Source organism: Microbacterium sp. NPDC087589 (assembly GCF_044743635.1).
GTDB lineage: Bacteria > Actinomycetota > Actinomycetes > Actinomycetales > Microbacteriaceae > Microbacterium.
Genome location: NZ_JBIUWV010000002.1, coordinates 250,411 through 271,257 on the forward strand (window position 1 = coordinate 250,411; position 20,847 = coordinate 271,257).

Consider the following 20,847-nt stretch of genomic DNA (forward strand, 5'->3'; position numbering starts at 1 on the left):
CGCCGTGCCGGACTGACAACGTCGTCGCTTCGCCGTACACTCGCGGCATGAGCGGACTGATCCCCTACCTCCTGTTTCCCGGAAACGCGGCCGAAGCGCTGGAGCACTACCGTTCGGTCTTCGGAGGGGAGCTTCAGCTTCTCGACTACGCCCAGGCGGGGCGCCACGACGGTCCGGGCGATGCCGTTGCACACGGGCAGCTGGCGGGTGCGGTCGAGCTCGCTGGAGCGGATGCGGGTGCAGACGATGACGCCGTGCAGATGAGCGGCATGTTCCTCTCACTGCTCGGTACCGCTGATGCGTCGACGCTGACCAGCTGGTTCGATCAGCTCTCGAAAGAGGGTCGGGTCATCGACGCGCTGCAGAAGCGTCCCTGGGGCGACTACGACGGCACGGTCATCGATCGCTACGGCATCCGCTGGCTGATCGGGTTCCACGACGAGGCGTGAGCGCGACGTCTCATCTCGTCGCTGCGCTCCTCGTTCGACGACCGGGGCGCCTTCCGGCCCTGGTCGTCGAGCGAGCGAAGCGCGTCAGGCGAACAGGCGCTGCAGGCGCTGGACGCCCTCGAGAAGCTGGTCGTCACCGAGCGCGTACGACATGCGGATGTAGCCGGACGGGCCGAAGGCCTCGCCGGGAACCACCGCGACCTCTGCCTTCTCGAGGATGAAGTCCGCGAGCTCGAGCGAGGTGGTCGGCGTGACGCCGCCCCAGGTGCGGCCGAGCAGACCCTGCACGTCGGGGTAGACGTAGAAGGCGCCGAGCGGATTGGGCACCACGAGTCCGTCGATCTTCGACAGCTCCGAGACGATCAGACGGCGACGGCGGTCGAAGGCCTCGCGGAACTGCTCCGCCTCGGTCTGCGGGCCGTTGAGGGCGGCGACAGCGGCCTTCTGGGCGACGTTGTTCACGTTGCTCGAGAGGTGAGACTGCAGGTTGGCGGCGACCTTGATGGCATCCGACGGTCCGACCATCCAGCCCACGCGCCAGCCCGTCATCGCGTAGGTCTTCGCGACGCCGTTCACGAGGATCGTCTGGCCCGCCACCTCGGGCACGGCCTCGACGATCGAGGTCGCCTTGACGCCTTCGTAGGTGAGGTTCTGGTAGATCTCATCGGAGATGACCCAGATGCCGTGCTCGAGCGCCCATTCGCCGATGGCCTTGGTCTCTTCGGCCGTGTACACCGAGCCGGTGGGGTTCGAGGGGGAGACGAACACGAGGGCGGTCGTGCGTTCGGTGCGGGCCGCCTCGAGCTGCTCGACCGTGACCTTGTAGTCCTGGTCGGCACCCGCGAACACCTCGACGGGAGTGCCGTCGGCGAGGCGGATCGTCTCGGGGTAGGTGGTCCAGTACGGAGCGGGCAGCAGCACCTCGTCGCCCGGGTTCACAACGGCCTGGAACGCCTGGTACACCGACTGCTTGCCGCCGTTGGTCACGATGACCTGGCTCGGCGAGACCTCGAGTCCCGAGTCGCGCAGCGTCTTCGCGGCGATGGCCTCCCGCAGTGCGGGAAGACCCGGAGCCGGGGTATACCGGTAGCTCGCGGGGTCGGCGAGGGCGTCGGCGGCTGCATCCACGATGAACTGCGGCGTCGCGAAGTCGGGTTCGCCCGCGGCATACGAGATGACGGGCTTGCCTTCGGCCTTGAGGGCCTTCGCCTTGGCGTCGACCTTGAGGGTCGCGGATTCGGCGATGGCGGAGAGCTTGCGAGAGAGAGGAGCGCGTTCGGTCACGACTACGAGCGTACTCGGGTGGGACGGATCGATGACGGGTCGGATGCCGTCAAGAATCGCGGTTCTTGATCGGACGACGCGATGCGTCAGGTGGTCGTCAGGCCGTGGGCCTTCGCCACCGCATCCAGGGTGATGCGTCCGCCCTGCACGTTGAGGCCCTTGGCGAGTGCGGCGTCGTCTGCTGCTGCACGCTCCCAGCCCTTGCCGGCGATGGCAGACACGTAGGGGAGGGTGGCGTTGGTCAGTGCCCGGGTGGCCGTCTCGGGCACGGCGCCTGGCATGTTCGCGACGCAGTAGTAGATCGAGTCGTGCACGGCGAAGGTGGGGTCGTCGTGCGTCGTGGGACGCGAGCCCTCGAAGCATCCGCCCTGGTCGATCGCGATGTCGACGAGCACCGAGCCTGGCTTCATGCCGGCGACCATGTCGTCGGTGACGAGCTTCGGCGCAGCGGCACCGGGGATCAGCACCGATCCGATGACGAGATCTGCCGTCGCGAGCTCCTCTGCGATGTCGTATCGGCTCGATGCCCGAGTCTGGAGAGCGCCTCCGTAACGGTGCTCGAGCTCCCGGAGTCGCGGCAGCGAGATGTCGATCACCGTCACCTGGGATCCGAGTCCGAGCGCATTCGCGGCCGCATGCTCACCCGCGACGCCGCCGCCGATCACGACGGTCTTGGCACGAGGAGCCCCGGCGATGCCGCCCATCAGCACTCCGCGTCCACCCGCCGATCGCATGAGGGAGTATGAGCCCATGGTCACGGAAAGGCGACCCGCGATCTCGCTCATCGGCACGAGCAGAGGCAGGCTGCGGTCGGGCAGCTGCACCGTCTCGTAGGCGACGGCCGTGGTACCGGCGTCGACGAGTGCGGTGGTCAGCGCCCGGTCGGCGGCGAGGTGCAGATACGTGAAGAGGGTCAGGTCGGGGCGCAGGAAGCCGTACTCCTGGGCGATCGGCTCCTTCACCTTGATGAGAAGGTCTGCCTCGCCCCAGGTCTCCGCGGCCGTCTCGACGATCTCGGCGCCCGCGATCCGGTAGGCCTCGTCGGAGATGCCGGAGCCGACTCCCGCTCCCGACTGCACGAGCACGCGGTGGCCCTCGTGAACCAGCCGGTCGGCGCCCGCGGGGGTGAGTGCGGTGCGGTTCTCGTTGTTCTTGACCTCGGTCGGCACGCCGATCTTCATCGATCCTCCAAGTGACGGTTGCGTGAGTGCATCTCAGAATCGCAGAAACGTCGATGATTCGACAGAATGCCTGAAGAACATTCGCTTTGCCCGCCAATCCTGCATAATCATTCGCATGGAGACGTCATCCGAAGCCCCTCAGACGAACACCCTTCGGGCGCCGGCACTCGATGCGGTCGATGCCAGGATCGTACAGCTGCTGAGCGCGGATGGGCGGATGACGAACGCAGAGCTCGCCGGCCAGCTCGGAGTGGCGCCGTCGACCGCGCACGCCCGTCTGCGCGCACTCGTCGAGCGGGGCGTGATCAGTGGCTTCCACGCGAGCGTCGACGAGCGGATGCTGGGCGCCGGACTGCAGGCCATCATCGGCGTGAGTCTGCGGCCGAGCGCCCGCCGCGAGAGCATCGTCGAGTTCGCCGACCGGGTGCGTGCGCTGCCGCAGGTGATCCAGGTCTTCTTCCTCGGCGGGGACGACGACTTCCTGCTGCACATCGCCGTCGCGGACTCGTCCGAGATGCGCGAGTTCGTGCTCGAGCACCTGTCGGCGCAGAGCAGCGTCGCCTCGACACGCACCAGCATCGTGTTCGACTACCACCGCAACTCGGTCGCCGCATCGTTCCGCTGAGCCACTGACGCAGAGCGCGCGGGCGGATCGAGCCCTCGCTGCTCTGCCGTGCTGAGCCGGCCAGACCTGGCCGGCCGAACGTATATATTGCTGTGCCTCACCGGGCGCACTTATCGTGAGGGCGGGGATTGGGGCGGGCGCAGAAGGCGGCTCGCACCCGCTGGGGGATGAGATGGCACGAGTACTCGATGATGCGCAGATGGCTGCGTGGCTGGGCCGGCTCTCGGGCGGACTGTGGGTGCCGCCGGCCGCCGGTGACGGCGCGCGCGATGGCGCGACGGTGCCGGCGTGGTTCTCCACTGAGGTGATGCGACTCGACGGCCCGCTCGGCATGCTGCAGCTCTCGAACTTCGGCACGATGAGCGCCGCTGATCCCGATGCGTTCGAGGCGGCCCTGCTGCGCAGATCCATCGGTGCCACGATGCTCTACAGCACGCTCGAGACCTCGCACACGGTCAGCTATGACGTCGGCGCTCCGGAGGGCATGGACATCATCGTCCTCGGCACGTCGAACCAGGGAGGGCAGCGGCTTCGCACCGCTGCGGGCGTGCAGCTGATGAGCGTCGGGCGGATGGGCTTCATGTCGAGTCTCGGGGCATCGTCGATCGAGCACCTCGGGGTGAGCGAGACGACCGGTGTGGTCGTGCCGGTCTCCGCCGTGCCGGGATACCAGCACGCGCTCGCCGCAGGAGCCGGCACGTTCCCCGATACTCCGCTGACCAGGGCTGCGGGAGCCGCGCTGGGGCGGATGCTGTTCGAGTGGGCGAAGGATCCCGATCAGGGTGAAGGAGCTCTGGCGGGCACCGAAACGGCGCTCGTCGCGCTCGTGCGCAGTCTGTTCCGTCAGTTCCCCGGAGACGGCGAGACGGATCGCGCCAGCCTGGTGCGTGCTGAGGCGGATCGGATCATCGAACGACGCCACCGGGATGCGGCATTCGGGATCGCGGAGCTCGCAGCGGAACTGCACGTCAGCCGTCGCCAGCTCTTCCGGCTGTACGCCGGGATGGACGAGAGCCTCGCCGCGCGGTTGCTTCGCCGGCGATTGGTCACGGCACGGGAGCAGCTGGTGTCCACTCCGCCCCAGGATCTCGCGACAGTCGCGGTGCAATCCGGTTTCGCAGATGCGGCAGCGCTTCGTGCCCAGTTCACCCGTCACGTCGGGGTGAGCCCCAGTGCGTTCCGGATGGCCGCACGCACGCAGCCCCCGCGCCTCGCCGAGGCGATGCTTCTGAGCGACGAGCAGCCGCGACCCTCCGCCTGACTCGGCGGCGCCGTGTGCCGCCACCGAACGTGGGCCCTCCTGCACGATCAGGGCCTCGGGCGGAGAGCAGGTGCTGGCTGAGCGCGGTGCGCAGAGCGACAGCCGATCGCGATTCCAGTGCCATCTGTTGCACAGCGTGCCGAGGTCCGCACATCCGGTGACGGGACGATCCGCGGTGCTTCCGGCGGCCTGCATGCGTGCATAACCTGGACCTGCCCGTGTCCCCAGGCGGGCCATGACGGCAGGTGATGCGGGAGCCGCGACTTCCCATACGCCGGTCGTCACGGCTTCCGGACGAGGCGGGATCGCCCGTCCGGAAGCTCGGGGAAAGGCGCGTGAGCGTCGGGCACTACGGATCGTCGGCGCACAGCGCCGGCGGACGTGCGGGTGCCTCGGTCGGGGGGACCGAGGCACCCGCGAAACCCTGAGCGACCTCCGTACACGACCGAGGTTCGGATACCGCCCTCAGGCGCCGAACGACGAGGGCAGTGCGCAGTAGTCTGCGAACCGCCGGGTCGGCTTCGACGGATCTGAGACATCGACGATCGCAGAGGCGATCGAGTGAGGTGCCTCGTCGCCGGCGAGCTGCCACACGACGAAGTTCCATAGTCCGCGCGCTGTCGTGCTGAGCAGCTCGGGCGGCCCCGAGACGATGAGAACGGTGCCGCTGTCGGGGGCGGCTCGGAACGGCGCGACGACGGCGGCGCGCAGAGTCGGCTCGTCGCCGTCTCTGCTGTCGGCCCGCTCGACCTGCTGACCTGCCGAAGTCAGCGAGGAGGCGAAGTCGTCCGCTGCATGGCGTGAGCGCTCGGCATCCGCTCCGGCGACGACGACCAGCCGGCGGCCGCGCGGGTACAGGTGCAGGAACTCGGAGGAGATGTCGGACCAGACGTCGCTCATTGTCTCAGGCTACGCCCGTTATCGAGGGGTGGATCGACGCGGGTTCGGGCGTCCGCGTGCGCGCCACAGGGCCCTTCGGATGCCGAACCGCGGCATCCGAAGGGCCCTTGTGCAGAGAGGGTCAGGCCTCCTCGACGAGGAAGCGGCTGTAGGCGCCGAGCGTCAGGAACGCCGGGAACTCCTCGTGCAGCGCGACGTCGCGGAACACCGATGCGGCATCGTCGAAACGGTCGTCGTCGCGTCGCTCGACCTCGTCGAGCACCTCGCCGATCAGGCCCTCGACGTACTCGGCCGTGATCGGTGTGCCGTCCTCAGTGGTGCGGTCCTGGTGGATCCACTGCCACACCTGGGAGCGGCTGATCTCCGCGGTCGCGGCATCCTCCATCAGGTTGTCGATGGCCACCGCGCCGAGCCCCCGCAGCCACGCCTCGAGGTACCGGATCGCCACAGAGACGTTGTCGCGCACGCCCTGAGCCGTGATCGGGCGGCCGATGTGCAGGTCGAGCAGCTGCGACGCGGTCACCAGGACCTCGGGGCGCTGCCGATCGACCTGGTTCGGGCGGTCGCCGAGCACGGCGTCGAACTCGGCCTGTGCCGTCGGGATCAGATCGGGGTGGGCCACCCACGTGCCGTCGAAGCCGTCGCCGGCCTCGCGCTTCTTGTCGGCCGAGACCTTCTCGATCGCCCGCTCCGTCACCTCGGGATCGCGGCGGTTCGGGATGAAGGCACTCATGCCGCCGATCGCGTAGGCACCCCGCTTGTGGCAGGTCTGCACGAGCAGCTCGGTGTACGCCCGCATGAAGGGCACCGTCATGGTCACCTCGCTGCGGTCGGGAAGCACGAAGCGAGCGCCCCGGCCGCGGTAGTTCTTGATGATCGAGAAGATGTAGTCCCAGCGTCCCGCGTTGAGGCCCGCGCAGTGGTCGCGCAGCTCGTAGAGGATCTCGTCCATCTCGAACGCCGCCGGCAGAGTCTCGATGAGCACGGTGGCTCGGATCGTGCCGTGCGGGATGCCGATGTACTCCTCGCTGAACGAGAACACGTCGTCCCACAGCTTCGCCTCTTCACTCGACTCGAGCTTGGCGATGTAGAAGTACGGTCCGCGGCCGTTCGCGATCAGTTCCTGCGCGTTGTGGAAGAAGTACAGCCCGAAGTCGACGAGCGAACCGGATGCCGCAGTGCGGCGCCCTGCGCGATCGGTGAACTGCAGGTGCTTCTCAGGCAGGTGCCAGCCGCGAGGGCGCATCACGATCGTCGGGGTGCGCTCGGCGGTGACACGGTACTCCTTGCCCGGCCCTGATTCGCTCGCGGGGCCGGTGAAGGAGAGTTCGCCGCGGATCGCGTCGCGGAGCGAGAGCTGACCCTCGATGACGTTCTTCCACGTGGGGCTCGTGGCGTCCTCCTGATCGGCGAGCCACACCCGTGCTCCGGAGTTCAACGCGTTGATCGTCATCTTCGGGTCGGTGGGCCCGGTGATCTCGACCCGACGGTCTTCGAGTCCGGGGCCGGGGCCGGCGACACGCCAGTCGGAATCCGCACGGATGTGCGCGGTGTCGTCGCGGAAGCGCGGGTCATGCCCGTTGCCGATCTCGAACCGGCGGCGCATGCGGTCGGCGAGTCGATCGTGACGACGAGCGGCGAAGCGGTGGTGCAGCTCGGTGAGGAATGCGATCGCCTCGGGGGTGAGGATCTCGTCGTAGCGCTCACGCAGCGGGCCGGTGACGGCGATCGCCGGGCCCTGCTGCGTCGTCTGGATCGGCGCAGTGGTCGGGGCAGCGGTGGGAGTGGTCGGGGGAGCGGTGGGAGTGGTCATGATCTGAGTCCTTTGGAGTGGCTTAGTGGAACTGCGCGGCTTCGGTGGAGCCGGCGAGGGCGAGGGTCGCGCTGTCGGGGTTGAGCGCGGTGGAGATGACGTCGAAGTAGCCGGTGCCCGCCTCGCGCTGGTGCTTGGTGGCGGTGTAGCCGTTCGCCTCTGCGGCGAACTCGGCCTCCTGCAGATCGACGTACGCGCTCATGGCGCGCTCGGCGTAGCCGCGGGCGAGGTCGAACATCGAGTGGTTCAGGGCGTGGAAGCCGGCGAGCGTGATGAACTGGAACTTGTAGCCCAGGTCGGCGAGCTCCTGCTGGAACGTCGCGATCTCGGCGTCCGACAGGTGGCGCTTCCAGTTGAAGCTCGGGGAGCAGTTGTACGCGAGCATCTTGCCGGGGAACTGCGCGTGGATCGCCGCGGCGAAGGAGCGGGCCAGCTCGATGTCGGGCTCGCCCGTCTCGACCCACAGCAGGTCGGCGTACGGCGCGAACGCGAGTCCGCGGCTGATGACCGACTCGATGCCGGGGCGGATGCGGTAGAAGCCCTCGGGCGTGCGCTCACCGGTGGTGAACTGCTGGTCGCGCTCGTCGACGTCGCTGGTGAGCAGATCGGCGGCGAGAGCATCCGTCCTGGCGATGATGACCGTCGGGACGCCGGAGACGTCGGCCGCGAGGCGAGCCGCGTTCAGGGTGCGGATGTGCTGCTGCGTGGGCACGAGCACCTTGCCGCCCAGGTGACCGCACTTCTTCTCGCTCGCCAGCTGGTCCTCCCAGTGGATGGCGGCTGCTCCGGCCTGGATCAGCGACTGCGCGAGCTCGTAGGCGTTGAGGGGTCCGCCGAAACCGGCCTCCGCATCGGCGACGATCGGTGCGAGCCAATCCTGAGTGACCTCGCCCTCGGCGTGCTCGAGCTGGTCCTGGCGGATCAACGCGTTGTTGATGCGACGCACGACTGACGGCACTGAGTTGGCGGGGTAGAGCGACTGGTCGGGGTAGGTCTGCCCGGCGAGGTTGCCATCGGCCGCGACCTGCCATCCCGAGAGGTAGATGGCCTTGAGTCCCGCACGCACCTGCTGCACGGCCTGGCCGCCCGTGTAGGCACCGAGCGCCCGCACGTAGTCTTCGGTGTGCAGCAGGTTCCAGAGGTTCTCGGCGCCGCGGTGGGCGAGGGTGGCGTCCTCGCGGACCGATCCCCGGATACGGATGACGTCCTCAGCCGAGTACGTGCGCTCGACGCCGTCCCACCGAGGATCCGTCTCCCAGATCTCGCGGAGCTCGGCTGCCGTCTGAACCTGGTCGCCGGCGCGCAGGCCTGCGGGGCGAGGGGTGTGGTTCTCAGCGGTGTTCGTCATGGTGTCTCCTCCGTTGGATGCCCGGACCGTGAAGCCGGGTGGCGTGTTTCCACTGTGGGTGAAGATCAGGCCCAGGACTGGCGAATATCGTTGTGAAGATCATTAGAAATTCTGTTTCTGTGACAGAATCGGCCGCATGAGCCCTTCGACACGCTCCGGGACCCAGATCTCTGAGGCGGAAGACGCCGACGCCCTCACCATCGGGCGACGCATCCGTCAGCTGCGCACCGCGCGCGGGATGACCCTCGACGACCTCGCGGCGGCGGTCGATCGGGCCCCGAGCCAGATGTCGATGATCGAGACCGGCAAGCGTGAGCCGAAACTCACTCAGTTGCAGGCGATCGCGCGGGCGCTCGGTGTCACGATCGATGCGCTGCTCGAGGGCGAGCCGCTCGACGAGCGCAGTGCGATCGAGATCGCTCTCGAGCGCGCCATGAAGGGACAGACGTTCCAGGCGCTCGGGATCGAGCCGTTCCGCATCGCCAAGAGCATGCCGACCGATGCGCTGAAGGCGCTGCTCGCCCTGCACGGTGAGATCGACCGACTCAGGGACGAGCGGGCGGCCACGCCGGAGGAGGCCCGGCGTGCCAACGTCGAGCTGCGTCACCTGATGCGCAGGCAGGACAACCACTTCGCCGACCTCGAGAGCAAAGCCGCCGAGATCCTCGCCGCGGTCGGGCACCCGGGCGGACCGCTCACGCAGCGCACCGCATCCGAGATCGCCGCCTACCTGGGCTTCACCCTGCACTACGCACCCGACCTGCCGCAGACCACGCGCAGCGTGGCCGATCTCGCGAACGGGCGGCTCTACCTGTCCAGCAGCGTGCCGGCCAAGGGCGATGCGAGAACGGCCGTGCTGCAGGCGCTGTCGAGCCGCATCCTGGGGCATGCCGAACCCCGCAGCTATGCCGAGTTCCTGCGTCAGCGCGTCGAGACGAATTACCTCACGGGGGCGCTGCTGGTTCCGGAGGCCCATGTGGTGCCCGCGCTGAAGGATGCGAAATCACGCCGGGCGATCTCGATCGAAGACCTCCGGGATGCGTATTCGGTCTCGTACGAGACGGCGGCGCACCGCTTCACGAACCTTGCGACCCGCCACCTCGACATCCCCGTGCACTTCCTCAAGGTGCACGAGTCGGGGACGATCACGAAGGCGTACGAGAACGACGACGTGAACTTCCCGACAGACAGGCTCGGTTCGATCGAGGGCCAGATGTGCTGTCGCCGGTGGACGAGCCGCGTCGTGTTCGACGAGGACGACCGATTCAACCCGTACTACCAGTACACCGACACGGGCAACGGCACCTACTGGTGCACCGCCCGGGTCGAGGCGTCGAGCGAGGGGCTGCACTCGGTGAGCGTGGGCGTGCGCTTCGATGACACGAAGTGGTTCGTCGGGCGCGACACCCCGCACCGAGGAGTCTCGAAGCACTCGGTCGAGGTCTGCTGCCGCCGAGCGCCGGCCGACCTCGAGGGGCGATGGCGCGAGAACTCCTGGCCGAACGTCAGGACTCCTCGCACCCTGCTCGCCACGCTGCCCACCGGTGCGTTCCCCGGTGTCGACACCACCGATGTGTACGAGTTCCTCGAGGCGCACGCACCGCGGTGATGCGCGGGCGAGCGCATGGAGCGCTAGCCCGCATTCCACCTGAGAATCCGCGCGGCGCGGAACTCGCCGAGCACCGATGAGGCGTCGACGACCGGGAAAAGGGTGACGAGGAGCGGAGCGCTCTCGCGCGCAGGGGCGACCTCGTAAGCGAGAGCGGACGGGCCGCGGTCAGCGCTGAAGGCGACTCGGGTCGCGCGTCCGTCAATCGCTTGAACGGCGGACGCAGCGGGGGACTGCAGGATCGCGGCGGCCGCGGATGTCGCGCGAGCGAGCAGCGTCGTGTCGCCGACCCAGGGCCGGAGAGCGTCCGGCTGCAGCCCGCACGCCAGCGCGAGCTCGTCGCGCACCCATCGATCCCGCTTGAGCCCGTAGGGGGTCGATTCGAGCGAGAGCAGGTAGCCATAGCAGTGCAGGAGTCCGGCGTTGCCGACTGGCCACGACGCAGGCAGGTCGGCTCGTTCGTGCAGCTCCTCGAACAGCGCGCGGGGAATGACCGCGGTGCGGGTGTTCTCATCGATGGCGGTCGACCGCCCCCACCTGTCGAAGCGCGCTGCGGCGCGGTCGCCCTCGATCGAGTCGCGGAGCCACGGCAGTGCATCGATGGCGGCCCGTGCGGCGGTGGCGGTGCCGGTCTGGGCGAGGGTCGCGGCGGCGGTGAGCTGATCGAGTTCGGACACGGCGCTCACCATACGTGATTGCGGTGGACGGAATGTTCACACGGTGTTTACGCAAGGTGGCCGTTCTGTCCACGTGCATTGCTCACACTGGACGAAGCGTCCCCACAGAAAGAACCCCGTGAACTCCATTCTCCTCTTCGACTTCGACGGCACGATCGCGCTCGGCGACGGTCCCGTTCTCGCCTACGCCGCACAGGTGGCGACCGCACTCGGCGACGACGCCGGCTTCGTCGATGCGATCCGCAGTGCGCTCGCCGCATCCGATGGCGAGGCGCTCGACGGCTACGACGCCGTGCGCCGCGCGGGCGCGCAGCGAGGAGCCGACTCGCGACTGCTCAGCGCCGCATACCGCGCCAGCCGTCAGCAGCTCGCCACCGCAGCGGCGCCGATCACCGCGCCCGACGGGCTTGCCGACTTCCTGACCGAGGCGGCCGCGGATGCCGAACGGATGCTCGTCACCAACGCGCCCGCGACTCGTATCGAGGAGGCGCTGGATGCGCTGGGACTCTCCGGGCTCTTCGACCGCGTCGTCACCGGCGCCGGGAAGCCTGCCGGCCTCGAGGCATTGCTCGCCGGGCTCCCCGCGGACGCACGAGTGCTGAGCATCGGTGACATCTGGCACAACGACCTCGCCCCCGCTCACGCACGTGGCCACGCGACTGCGCTGATCGGCGGTTTCGCCGACACGGACGCGACCCCCACCTACCGCGCTGCCGACTTCGCGACGCTGACCCCTCAGCTCACCGCCTGGCTGCGCCCCTGAACCCGCACTTCTCCGCCCTCCCTCACCCCACCACCCCATCGAAGGATGACCATGCGTACCTCCCCCTTCCGCCGGACCGCCGCCGGCCTCGTCGCCGCGGGCGCCCTGCTCGCCGTCGTGCTCACCGGCTGCTCGACCGGCACGGCTGCACCCGATGAGTCCGCCGCACCCGCGGCCGACCCCGAGTCGCTCGTGCTCGCACTCGTCCCCTCGCAGGATCAGGACGGCCTCGTCGACACCGCGGCTCCGCTCACCGACTACCTCACCGAGGAGCTCGGCATCGAGGTCACCGGTGTGGTCTCGAAGGACTACCAGGCCGCGGTGGAGGCGATGGGCGCCGGTCAGGCGCAGATCGGATTCCTGCCGTCGCTGCAGCTGTGGCAGGCGAACGACATGTACGACGCGTCGGTCGTGCTGCAGACCGAGCGCAACGGCAACATCACCTACCCCGCGCAGTTCATGACGAACAACCCCGACAAGTACTGCGACGACGAGCCCGTCGAGCGCGACGGGATGCTGTTCTGCAACGGCGCTGACGCCATGTCGGGTCCGGCGGGTCTCGACAGCATCGACAAGGTCGAGGGAGCGAAGGTCGCGCTGCTCGGACCAGGCTCGCCCGCCGGCTACATCTACCCGGTCCTCGCGCTGCAGGAGGCGGGACTCGACACCGACGCCGACATCCAGCAGATCCCCGTGACTGCGAACGACGCCTCTGTGCTGGCGGTCTACAACGGCGACGCCGAGGTCGGCTTCAGCTTCTGGGATGCCCGCACGATCGTGCAGAAGGACACCCCCGACGTCGGCCAGAAGGTCGTCGTCTTCGCCCTGACCGAGGAGATCCCGAACGACGGAGTCGCGCTGTCGTCCGACCTCTCGCCCGAGCTCCAGGACCGCATCTCCACGGCTCTCGAAGAGTTCTCGAACACCGAGGAGGGCTCCGAGATCCTCACGAGCATCTACTCGATCACGAAGCTCGCGCCCGCCGACCCCGACTCGCTCGATGTCGTCGCTCGCGCCGCCCAGGCCCTGGGGCTCCAGTAAATTGTCCGATCAGATCCAGCACGTGGACGCCGCAGCCCAGGCTGCGGCGTCCACGCCGTGGTCCATCCGTCTCGATGGCGTCACGGTGCGGTACCCCAACGGAACGGTCGGCCTCGACCGCATCTCCCTCGACATCGATGCCGGCGAGATGGTCGCCGTCGTCGGCCTCTCCGGTTCGGGCAAGTCCACCCTCATCCGCACGATCAACGGCCTCGTGCCGGTGACGAGTGGAACGCTGGACGTCGGCGAGCACCGCGTCAGCGGGGCCTCGCCGCGCACACTGCGGCGTCTGCGTGGCGACATCGGAATGGTGTTCCAGGGGTTCAACCTCGCCGGCCGGGCGAGCGTCCTGCAGAACGTGCTCGTCGGACGTCTCGCCCATACGCCCCTCTGGCGCACCCTGCTCGGCGCCTACCCCGAGCCCGACCGGCAGCTGGCCTATCAGGCGCTCGACCGCGTCGGCATCCTGCCGAAGCTCCACTCGCGCGCATCCGAGCTCTCGGGTGGGCAGCAGCAGCGTGTCGCGATCGCCCGGGCTCTGGCGCAGGAGCCACGAATCGTGCTCGCCGATGAGCCGGTGGCGAGCCTCGACCCGCCGACCGCGCACGGTGTCATGAACGACCTCCGTCGCATCAACCGGGACCTCGGCATCACCGTGCTCGTCAACCTGCACCTGCTCGACCTCGCCCGCGAATACGGGGCGCGGATGATCGGCATGCGCGCAGGGCAGATCGTCTACGACGGTCCGGCCGCGAGCGCGACGGACGCCGACTTCGAGAGCATCTACGGTCGATCCCTCACCGCCGACGATCGGCTCGACACATGAACGAGGCGACACCGGCACCGCTCGAGATACCTCGGCGGCCGCCGGGCGCGTGGCGTGGACCCGTGATCCTGCTTGCGGTCGTGGCCGTCACCGTGGTCATGTGCCTGCCCGGCATCGGTATCGGCGTCGACCTCTCGGCGATCGCGCGCAACTGGCAGAACGGCGCCGACAAGGTCGTCAAGCTGCTGATGCCCGACTGGAGCTTCTTCCCGCGCACGCTCCCGCCACTCATCGAGACGCTGCAGATGGCCGTCATCGCGACGGCGATCGGCGCGGTGATCTCGCTGCCGCTGAGCTTCTGGGCGGCGCGCGCCACCAACCCGAACGCTCCGGCGCGCATCGCCGTGCGCGGCATCCTCAATGTCATCCGCAGCGTCCCCGACCTGCTCTACGCGGCGATCCTCGTCGCGATGGTCGGTGTCGGCGCGCTCCCCGGCATCCTCGCCCTGCTGCTGTTCAACGTCGGCATCATCGTCAAACTCGTCTCGGAGGCGATCGACACCAACGACCGGGGGCCGATCGAGGCCGGGCGTGCGGTCGGCGCCACTCAGACGAAGATCAACCGCACGCTGGCCCTGCCAGACGCCTGGCCGGCGTTCGCGAACCAGACTCTCTACGTCTTCGAGCTCAACGTCCGCGCCTCCACCGTGCTCGGTCTGGTCGGAGCCGGTGGCATGGGGCTGCTCATCGACGCCGTGCGCACGTTCTACCGCTACGACCAGCTCTCGCTCATCATCCTGGAGATCCTCATCGTCGTCGTCGTGATCGACCTCGTCTCCGACGCCATCCGACGGAGACTCGTATGACCGCGGCGCTCACCTCGACCGGCACCCGCACCGCGATCCCCGACAAGCCGCGCCGACCCTGGCTCGTCGCATCGTGGATCATCGTCACCGCGGTCGTCGTGCTGGCCTTCTGGTCGATCGACATCAACTGGGCACGTCTCGCCGACCTGCCTTCGGAGATCGTCCGCTACACGTTCCTGATGTTCGGAGACCCTAACTGGGAGAAGCTGCCAGAGGCGCTCTGGCAGACCTGGCGCAGCATCGAGATGGCGTGGGTCGGCACGATCCTCGGCATCCTGCTCGCGACCCCCGTCAGCCTGCTCGCCGCGCGCGGATTCGGCCCCGCCTGGCTGCGCGCGCTGCTGCGCGGGCTGTTCTCGCTCATCCGGGCCGTTCCCGAGATCATCATCGCGATCGTGATCCTGTCCGTCACAGGGCTCACCCCGTTCACGGGCGCGCTCGCGCTGGCGATCAACGGCATCGGCACACTCGGCAAGTGGGGCTACGAAGCAGTCGAGGCCGTGCCGCGCGGGCCCATCGAGGCCGCACGCGCGGCGGGTGGTGGCACCCTGCAGGTGCTGCGTTGGGGTGTCTGGCCCCAGGTGGAGCCCGCGTTCTGGTCGTTCTGGCTGTATCGCTTCGAGATCAACGTGCGCTCCTCGGCCGTGCTGGGGCTGATCGGCGTCGGCGGAATCGGTGACATGCTCACGTCGTATACCCAGTACCGTGAGTGGTCGACGGTGGGTGTCCTGCTCATCGTGGTCGTCGCTGTCACGATGCTGATCGATGCCGTCTCCGGCGCGATCCGCCGCCGGATCATGGAGGGAGCCCGCACCCGTGTTCTCGTCTAGCGCCCCACCCACCGCTCGCATCGCCGCGGTGCTCAACACCCTGCAGCCCGCCGAGCGCCGCGTCGCCGAGCTGATCGTCGAGTCGGCGGAGGCGGTGGTCGAGTGGACTGCCCAGGAACTCGCCGACCGAGCGGGTGTCGGCCGCGCGACGGTCGTGCGCGCGTGTCAGAGTTTCGGCTACCGCGGCTACCCGCAGCTGCGCGTCGCGCTCGCCGCCGAACTCGGCAGCGGGCCGACGGAGGCGGGCATCGACCACGGACCGGGCGCGCTCGGGCGGATGCGAGGCGAGATCGATCGCGTCGCGGCATCCCTGCCGGCGCTCGCGAGCCTGCTCGACGCGCAGACCGTCGCCGAAGCAGTGCGGCTCGCAGCATCCGCTCGCCGTCTGCTCGTGCTCGCGAACGGTCTGTCCTCGCCCATCGCGAGCGACCTGGCGATGCGGCTGACCGCGTCGGGTCGCGCGGCGGAGTTCATCGCGGATGCGATCGCGCAGCAGATCGCGGCACGCCATCTCACGCCAGACGACGTCTGCCTCATCGTCAGCGGATCGGGCGCGAACGAGGCGAGCCTGCGCGTCGCGACCGCGGCAGCCCGGGGCGGTGCGACGGTCATCGCCCTCACGTCCTTCGCTTCGTCTGCGCTGACCGAGGCGGCCACGCTGTCGCTCGTGATCGCGCCGACCGGGGTGAGCTTCCGCGACGAGCTCGAGCACACTTCCCGCGTCGCGTATCTGGTGTTCGCGGAGGTTTTCGCCGCAGCGGTCACGACGGAGCGGGGCGCGGATGCCGTGCAGGCGCGTGCGCACGCGCTCGAGGTCGTCTCCGACAACCTCGGAGAGGGCGCTTAGCTCCGTCGCTGCGTCGCTGCGCCGCTGCGTCGCTGCGTCGCTGCTGCGCGCCGCGGGCTCCGTGAGCCTCCGTGAGCCTCCGCGAGACCGGGGTTTCGGGGTGAGACGCCTGTGCGTGCGGTGGGTTTCGCGTCGGAAAGTGGGTTTCGTGTGGGCGGGCGGGGGTGTCGGCTGCGAGACCGGGGTTTCGGGGTGAGACCCGGGTGCGTGCGGTGGGTTTCGTGCCGGAAGGTGGGTTTCGTGTGGGCGGGCGCGACGCCGGTCGGCGAGACCGGGGTTTCGGGGTGAGACCCGGGTGCGTGTGGTGGGTTTCGTGCGGGAGCGTGGGTTTCGTGCCGGAAGGTGGGTTTCGTGTGGGCGGGCGACGGTGTCCGCTGCGAGACCGGGGTTTTGGGGTGAGACCGGTGTGCAGGCGGTGGGTTTCGCGTCGGAAGGTGGGTTTCGTGTAGGCGGGCGCGACGCCGGTCGGCGAGACCCGGGTTTCGGGGTGAGACCCGTGTGCAGGCGGTGGGTTTCGTGCCGGAAGAGGGGTTCCGTGCTGGGAGGGGAGTAGGAAGGAAGAGTCGACGGGGAGTAGTAGGGCAAGGCAGCTAGTCGCGGGCCGTCTGCAGCAGCGCCCACAGCTCTGCGCGGGCGGGGAATGACGACAGATCGCTGCCGAGCAGGGCACCCGCCTGAGTGATCCGCGACCGCAGAGTGTGACGGTGCACGCCGAGGGCGGCCGCTGCCGGGTCGGCCTTCGCATCGTGCTCGAGCCAGGTGCGCAGCGAGCGTTCCAGGTCGCCGCCTGATCGCGCATCGTGGTCGCGGAGAGGAGCGAGCCGCGACTCGGCGACGAGGCGCGCCTCGTCGGTCGCGAGCGCGCTGAGGATGCTGGACCCCGCGGCGTCGGCGAAGTGGAAGACCCCTGCGCCGGACTGCTGACGCAGGGCCGCGAGAGCCTGAGCGTGGGCGCGCGAGAACGCGTCGTACGACTCCGAGCCCGATGCCCCGATGCGGATGCCGAAACGTGCGGCGACCTCGTCGAGCAGTGCGTCGTCGTCTATCGACAGGCAGAGCACGACGCCCTCCGGCGACTCGGCGAGGAAGCTGGCCGTGCCGTGCTCGGCGCGGCGTCGGTCCCACCAGTCGGCGAACGGGCCGGTCGGTGCGTCCGCGGCGATCGCCACCACGACGGGCGCCGACGGCATGCCGCCGAGCACCTTGCGGGCGAGTGCCGGGTCGTCGTCGAGCAGCGAGCTCAGCAGTTGCGAGTTCAACCGGCGCTTGCTGCGGGCGAGCTGGTCGCTCTGTTCGAGTGCGAGCCCGGCCATCGCGATCACCGACGTCACGACCGTGCGGGCCTCGGCGTCGAGCACATCGACGGCCAGCGCGATCACTCCACGCAGGTGTCCGCCGCGTCCGACCGTGAAGAGCGTGAACGTCTGATCGTCGATCGTGAGCGACTGCCCGGCCTCGAGTCCGCGGGTGAGGACCTCGGTGGCGCGTTCTCCCAGCTCGGCCAGCAGCTCAGAAGACACGGCTGACCGGGGGTGTGACAGCTGCAGAGCGCCGACCGCGTCATACATCCCGACCCAGACGCCCAGGCGCCGGCCGAGCTCGGCCACGGTCGCATCGAGCCCGCGGGGGCGCAGCGCCGCCAGCGCCAGCGCGCGCTGGGTGTCGAGCGCCCAGGATCTGCGGGCGTACGCCTGAGCGGCGATGGCCTCGGAGTGCGCGCGGGCGACGGCGATGAACGGCGTGCGGTAGGGCACCTCGAACAGCGGGGTTCCGTGGCGTGCGCACTCGAAGATCAGCTCCTCGGGGATCCCGGCGCGGTGCACGTCCGTGCCGAAGCCGAGGCCGAGCACCCCGCGATCTGCGAGCCGCCCCACGTACACGTCGAAGTCGGTGCCGGCGTCGAACTGGGTGCCGGTGGTCAGCAGAGCGAGGTCCTCGGCGAGGAACGGAGTCGGGTCGGCGAGGTCGGAGCTGTGCACCCATCGGAGGGGGCGATCGAGCGCGCCCGCCGGGAGGTCGGATTCGTCCGAGATCAGGCCGAGTCCGAGGTCGCGGCGTCGGAACAGGGCGCGCAGGGTGGGCTGCTCGGCGTCGTCCATGCCTGCCTTCCTCTCTCGTCGGGACCAGGGTGTGTACGGTCGGGCGATGATCTTTACGAGATTGTACAGCTGGGCGAATGCGCCTCTATCGGATCCGGCCGTACGCTCACGAACATGGCTCTCCTCGACACCGCAGCTGTTGCAATCCCCCTCGGTGGACCCGACCTCCCCCAGGAGCGTCGCCTCGTGACCGACCTCCCCGGCCCCCGCTCGGCCGAGATCCTCGCCCGCAAGGCGGATGCCGTCGCCGCGGGCGTCGGGCACACCGTTCCGGTCGCGGCCGTCGCCGCCGGCGGCGGAGTGATCGTCGACGCCGACGGCAACTCGCTGATCGACCTCGGCTCGGGCATCGCCGTGACGACAGTCGGCAACGCGCACCCCAAGATCGCCGCAGCAGTGGCCGCCCAGGCCGCCCAGTTCACCCACACCTGCTTCATGGTCTCGCCGTACGAGTCGTACATCGAGGTGGCAGAGGCGCTGAACCGTCTCACCCCCGGCGACTTCGCCAAGAAGAGCGCCCTGTTCAACTCCGGAGCAGAGGCCGTCGAGAACGCGATCAAGATCGCCCGCAAGCACACCGGCCGCCAGGCGGTCGTCGCCTTCGATCACGGCTATCACGGCCGCACCAACCTGACCATGGCGCTGACCGCCAAGTCGATGCCCTACAAGAGCGGCTTCGGACCGTTCGCCCCCGAGGTCTACCGCGCACCGATGTCATACCCGTTCCGCGACGGACTCGAGGGCGGCGAGGCCGCGGCCCGCGTCATCCTGCAGCTCGAGAAGCAGATCGGCGCCGACAACCTCGCCGCGGTCATCATCGAGCCCATCCAGGGTGAGGGCGGCTTCATCGTCCCGGCCGAGGGCTTCCTGCCGGCGATCGCCGACTGGTGCCGCGCCAACGGCGTCGTCTTCATCGCCGACGAGGTGCAGACCGGCTTCGCCCGCACCGGCCACATGTTCGCCAGCGAGATCTTCGGCATCGAGCCCGACCTCATCACGACCGCCAAGGGCATCGCGGGTGGTCTGCCTCTCGCCGCCGTCACCGGCCGCTCCGAGATCATGGACGCCTCGCACACGGGCGGTCTCGGCGGCACCTACGGCGGCAACCCGATCGCCTGTGCAGCGGCGCTCGCGGCGATCGACGTCTTCGAGAACGACGGTGTGATCGAGCGTGCCCGCGAGATCGGCGAGATCCTCATGACGCGCCTCGGAGCCATGCAGCAGAAGGATGCCCGCATCGGCGACATCCGCGGTCACGGCGCGATGATCGCCGCCGAGTTCGTGGACCCCGAGACCAACGCGCCGGATGCCGCGCTCACCGCTGCCGTGGCCAAGGCCTGCGTCGCGCAGGGCGTCATCGTGCTCACCTGCGGCACCTACGGCAACGTCATCCGCTTCCTGCCGCCGCTCTCGATCGGCGACGATCTGCTGAACGAGGGCCTCGACGTCGTCGCGGACGCGCTCGCGGTGAACGCGGGCTGACACACCAGCGGTCGCGGCTCGCCGCGTCCGCCACCACACGTCCGGCCGCGACGAGGATCGGGGGATTTCGAGTCGCGGCCGGCACACACATTTCCAACGAAGGAGAAGCAGATGGCTGAGATCACTCGCGACGTGCTGATCGTCGGAGCCGGAGCCGCAGGGCTCACGGCCGCGAACGACCTGCGCAAGGCCGGACTGTCGGTCGCCGTCCTCGAAGCACGTGACCGCGTCGGCGGCCGCCTGTGGACCGACGTCATCGACGGCGCCATGCTCGAGATCGGCGGCCAGTGGGTCTCGCCGGATCAGGATGCGCTGAAGGACACGATCGAGGAGCTGGGGCTCGAGACCTACAGCCGCTATCGCGAAGGCGACAGCGTGTACGTCGGGCCCGACGGACAGACGCACCGCTTCACGGGCGAGATGTTCCCGGTGTCTGCCGAGACCGAGGCCGTCATCGCCGAGATCACCGAGCGCCTCGACGCCATGGTCGCCGAGATCGACCCCGATCGCCCCTGGGCGCACGCCAAGGCAGAAGAGTGGGACTCGGTCACGTGGGACGCCTGGCTGCGCGCGCAGACCGATGACGACGAGGCCGTGCGCAACCTCGCCTTCGCCACCGGGTCGGCGATGCTCACCAAGCCCACGCACTCGTTCTCACTGCTGCAGTCGCTGCTGATGGCGGCATCCGCCGGTTCGTACTCGAACCTCGTCGACGCCGACTTCATCCTCGACGAGCGCGTCGTCGGCGGCCTGCAGAAGGTGCCGCTGCTGCTCGCCGAGCGCCTCGGAGACGACGTGCTGCTGAACCAGCCGGTGCGCTCGCTCGAGTGGAGCCCCTCGGAAGGCGCGGGGGTCCCGTCGGGGGGGGGGGCGCCCCCCCCCCGCCCCCCCCCCCCCCCCCCCCCCCCCCCCCCCCCCCCCCCCCCCCCCCCCCGCCGCGGCCCCCCCGGCCGCCCCCCCCCCCCGCCCCCCCCCCCCCCCCCCCCCCACCCCCCCCCCCACCACA

At 69.3% G+C, this 20,847-nt stretch carries 19 protein-coding genes; 12 read left to right on the forward strand and 7 right to left on the reverse strand.

Annotated elements, in window-relative coordinates; genetic code table 11:
• Window positions 1–47: 47 nt before the first annotated feature.
• The gene (locus ACIOU8_RS07160) at window positions 48–449 is read left to right on the forward strand and encodes a VOC family protein (protein ID WP_400787535.1); all 402 of its coding nucleotides are present in this window, start codon (window positions 48–50) and stop codon (window positions 447–449) included.
• 84 nt (window positions 450–533) lie between these two features.
• Here ACIOU8_RS07160 and ACIOU8_RS07165 read toward each other — a convergent pair whose 3' ends face one another.
• Window positions 534–1,733, reverse strand: a complete 1,200-nt coding sequence (locus ACIOU8_RS07165; RefSeq protein ID WP_400787538.1) for a pyridoxal phosphate-dependent aminotransferase — start codon at window positions 1,731–1,733, stop codon at window positions 534–536.
• Window positions 1,734–1,819: 86 nt separating this feature from the next.
• Window positions 1,820–2,914 carry an alanine dehydrogenase gene (ald, locus tag ACIOU8_RS07170; protein ID WP_400787541.1) on the reverse strand — a complete coding sequence of 365 codons (1,095 nt, stop codon included), beginning with the start codon at window positions 2,912–2,914 and terminating at the stop codon, window positions 1,820–1,822.
• 115 nt (window positions 2,915–3,029) lie between these two features.
• Here ald and ACIOU8_RS07175 point away from each other — a divergent pair, with 115 nt between their 5' ends.
• Both ACIOU8_RS07175 and ACIOU8_RS07180 read left to right on the forward strand, forming a co-directional pair.
• Complete coding sequence (locus ACIOU8_RS07175; RefSeq protein WP_311259507.1) at window positions 3,030–3,539, forward strand: Lrp/AsnC family transcriptional regulator; 510 nt, start codon at window positions 3,030–3,032, stop codon at window positions 3,537–3,539.
• A gap of 199 nt (window positions 3,540–3,738) precedes the next feature.
• Entirely contained in the window at window positions 3,739–4,800 is a 1,062-nt protein-coding gene (locus ACIOU8_RS07180) for a helix-turn-helix domain-containing protein (RefSeq protein WP_400787545.1), read from the forward strand.
• A gap of 465 nt (window positions 4,801–5,265) precedes the next feature.
• Here ACIOU8_RS07180 and ACIOU8_RS07185 read toward each other — a convergent pair whose 3' ends face one another.
• The 3 genes from ACIOU8_RS07185 to aceA form a co-directional block, all read right to left on the reverse strand.
• Window positions 5,266–5,700 (reverse strand): hypothetical protein, encoded by a 435-nt coding sequence (locus tag ACIOU8_RS07185; protein ID WP_400787547.1) that lies wholly within the window; start codon window positions 5,698–5,700, stop codon window positions 5,266–5,268.
• A 121-nt stretch (window positions 5,701–5,821) separates the two neighbouring features.
• Window positions 5,822–7,513 (reverse strand): malate synthase A, encoded by a 1,692-nt coding sequence (gene aceB, locus ACIOU8_RS07190; RefSeq protein WP_400787550.1) that lies wholly within the window; start codon window positions 7,511–7,513, stop codon window positions 5,822–5,824.
• Window positions 7,514–7,535: 22 nt separating this feature from the next.
• On the reverse strand, window positions 7,536–8,861 hold the full coding sequence (gene aceA, locus ACIOU8_RS07195; RefSeq protein ID WP_400787552.1) for an isocitrate lyase: 1,326 nt from the start codon (window positions 8,859–8,861) through the stop codon (window positions 7,536–7,538).
• Between the two features lie 136 nt (window positions 8,862–8,997).
• Between aceA and ACIOU8_RS07200 the strand changes: the two genes are divergently transcribed.
• The gene (locus tag ACIOU8_RS07200) at window positions 8,998–10,470 is read left to right on the forward strand and encodes a helix-turn-helix domain-containing protein (protein WP_400787554.1); all 1,473 of its coding nucleotides are present in this window, start codon (window positions 8,998–9,000) and stop codon (window positions 10,468–10,470) included.
• 23 nt (window positions 10,471–10,493) lie between these two features.
• Here ACIOU8_RS07200 and ACIOU8_RS07205 read toward each other — a convergent pair whose 3' ends face one another.
• On the reverse strand, window positions 10,494–11,147 hold the full coding sequence (locus ACIOU8_RS07205) for an amino acid deaminase (RefSeq protein ID WP_400787557.1): 654 nt from the start codon (window positions 11,145–11,147) through the stop codon (window positions 10,494–10,496).
• Window positions 11,148–11,265: 118 nt separating this feature from the next.
• Between ACIOU8_RS07205 and ACIOU8_RS07210 the strand changes: the two genes are divergently transcribed.
• The 6 genes from ACIOU8_RS07210 to ACIOU8_RS07235 are packed head-to-tail and all read left to right on the forward strand — an operon-like array spanning window position 11,266 to window position 16,260.
• Window positions 11,266–11,910 carry an HAD family hydrolase gene (locus ACIOU8_RS07210; protein ID WP_400787560.1) on the forward strand — a complete coding sequence of 215 codons (645 nt, stop codon included), beginning with the start codon at window positions 11,266–11,268 and terminating at the stop codon, window positions 11,908–11,910.
• A 51-nt stretch (window positions 11,911–11,961) separates the two neighbouring features.
• A complete protein-coding gene (gene phnD, locus ACIOU8_RS07215; protein ID WP_400787563.1) occupies window positions 11,962–12,951 on the forward strand; it encodes a phosphate/phosphite/phosphonate ABC transporter substrate-binding protein in 990 nt (329 codons plus the stop codon).
• Between the two features lie 22 nt (window positions 12,952–12,973).
• Window positions 12,974–13,777, forward strand: coding sequence for a phosphonate ABC transporter ATP-binding protein (gene phnC, locus ACIOU8_RS07220; protein WP_400787566.1), 804 nt, complete (start codon window positions 12,974–12,976; stop codon window positions 13,775–13,777).
• Window positions 13,774–14,583 carry a phosphonate ABC transporter, permease protein PhnE gene (gene phnE / locus ACIOU8_RS07225; RefSeq protein ID WP_400787568.1) on the forward strand — a complete coding sequence of 270 codons (810 nt, stop codon included), beginning with the start codon at window positions 13,774–13,776 and terminating at the stop codon, window positions 14,581–14,583. Before phnC ends, phnE (ACIOU8_RS07225) begins: the two co-directional genes overlap by 4 nt.
• Window positions 14,580–15,413 (forward strand): phosphonate ABC transporter, permease protein PhnE, encoded by an 834-nt coding sequence (gene phnE / locus ACIOU8_RS07230; RefSeq protein WP_400787570.1) that lies wholly within the window; start codon window positions 14,580–14,582, stop codon window positions 15,411–15,413. Before phnE (ACIOU8_RS07225) ends, phnE (ACIOU8_RS07230) begins: the two co-directional genes overlap by 4 nt.
• Complete coding sequence (locus tag ACIOU8_RS07235) at window positions 15,400–16,260, forward strand: MurR/RpiR family transcriptional regulator (RefSeq protein ID WP_400787572.1); 861 nt, start codon at window positions 15,400–15,402, stop codon at window positions 16,258–16,260. Before phnE (ACIOU8_RS07230) ends, ACIOU8_RS07235 begins: the two co-directional genes overlap by 14 nt.
• A 590-nt stretch (window positions 16,261–16,850) precedes the next feature.
• On the opposite strand, the gene ACIOU8_RS07240 is transcribed toward ACIOU8_RS07235, so the two are convergent.
• Entirely contained in the window at window positions 16,851–18,359 is a 1,509-nt protein-coding gene (locus ACIOU8_RS07240; protein WP_400787575.1) for a PucR family transcriptional regulator, read from the reverse strand.
• Window positions 18,360–18,473: 114 nt separating this feature from the next.
• Here ACIOU8_RS07240 and gabT point away from each other — a divergent pair, with 114 nt between their 5' ends.
• Complete coding sequence (gabT, locus tag ACIOU8_RS07245; protein ID WP_400787577.1) at window positions 18,474–19,841, forward strand: 4-aminobutyrate--2-oxoglutarate transaminase; 1,368 nt, start codon at window positions 18,474–18,476, stop codon at window positions 19,839–19,841.
• Window positions 19,842–19,952: 111 nt separating this feature from the next.
• On the forward strand, window positions 19,953–20,847 hold an 895-nt coding region (locus ACIOU8_RS07250; RefSeq protein WP_400787580.1), incomplete at its 3' end, for a flavin monoamine oxidase family protein.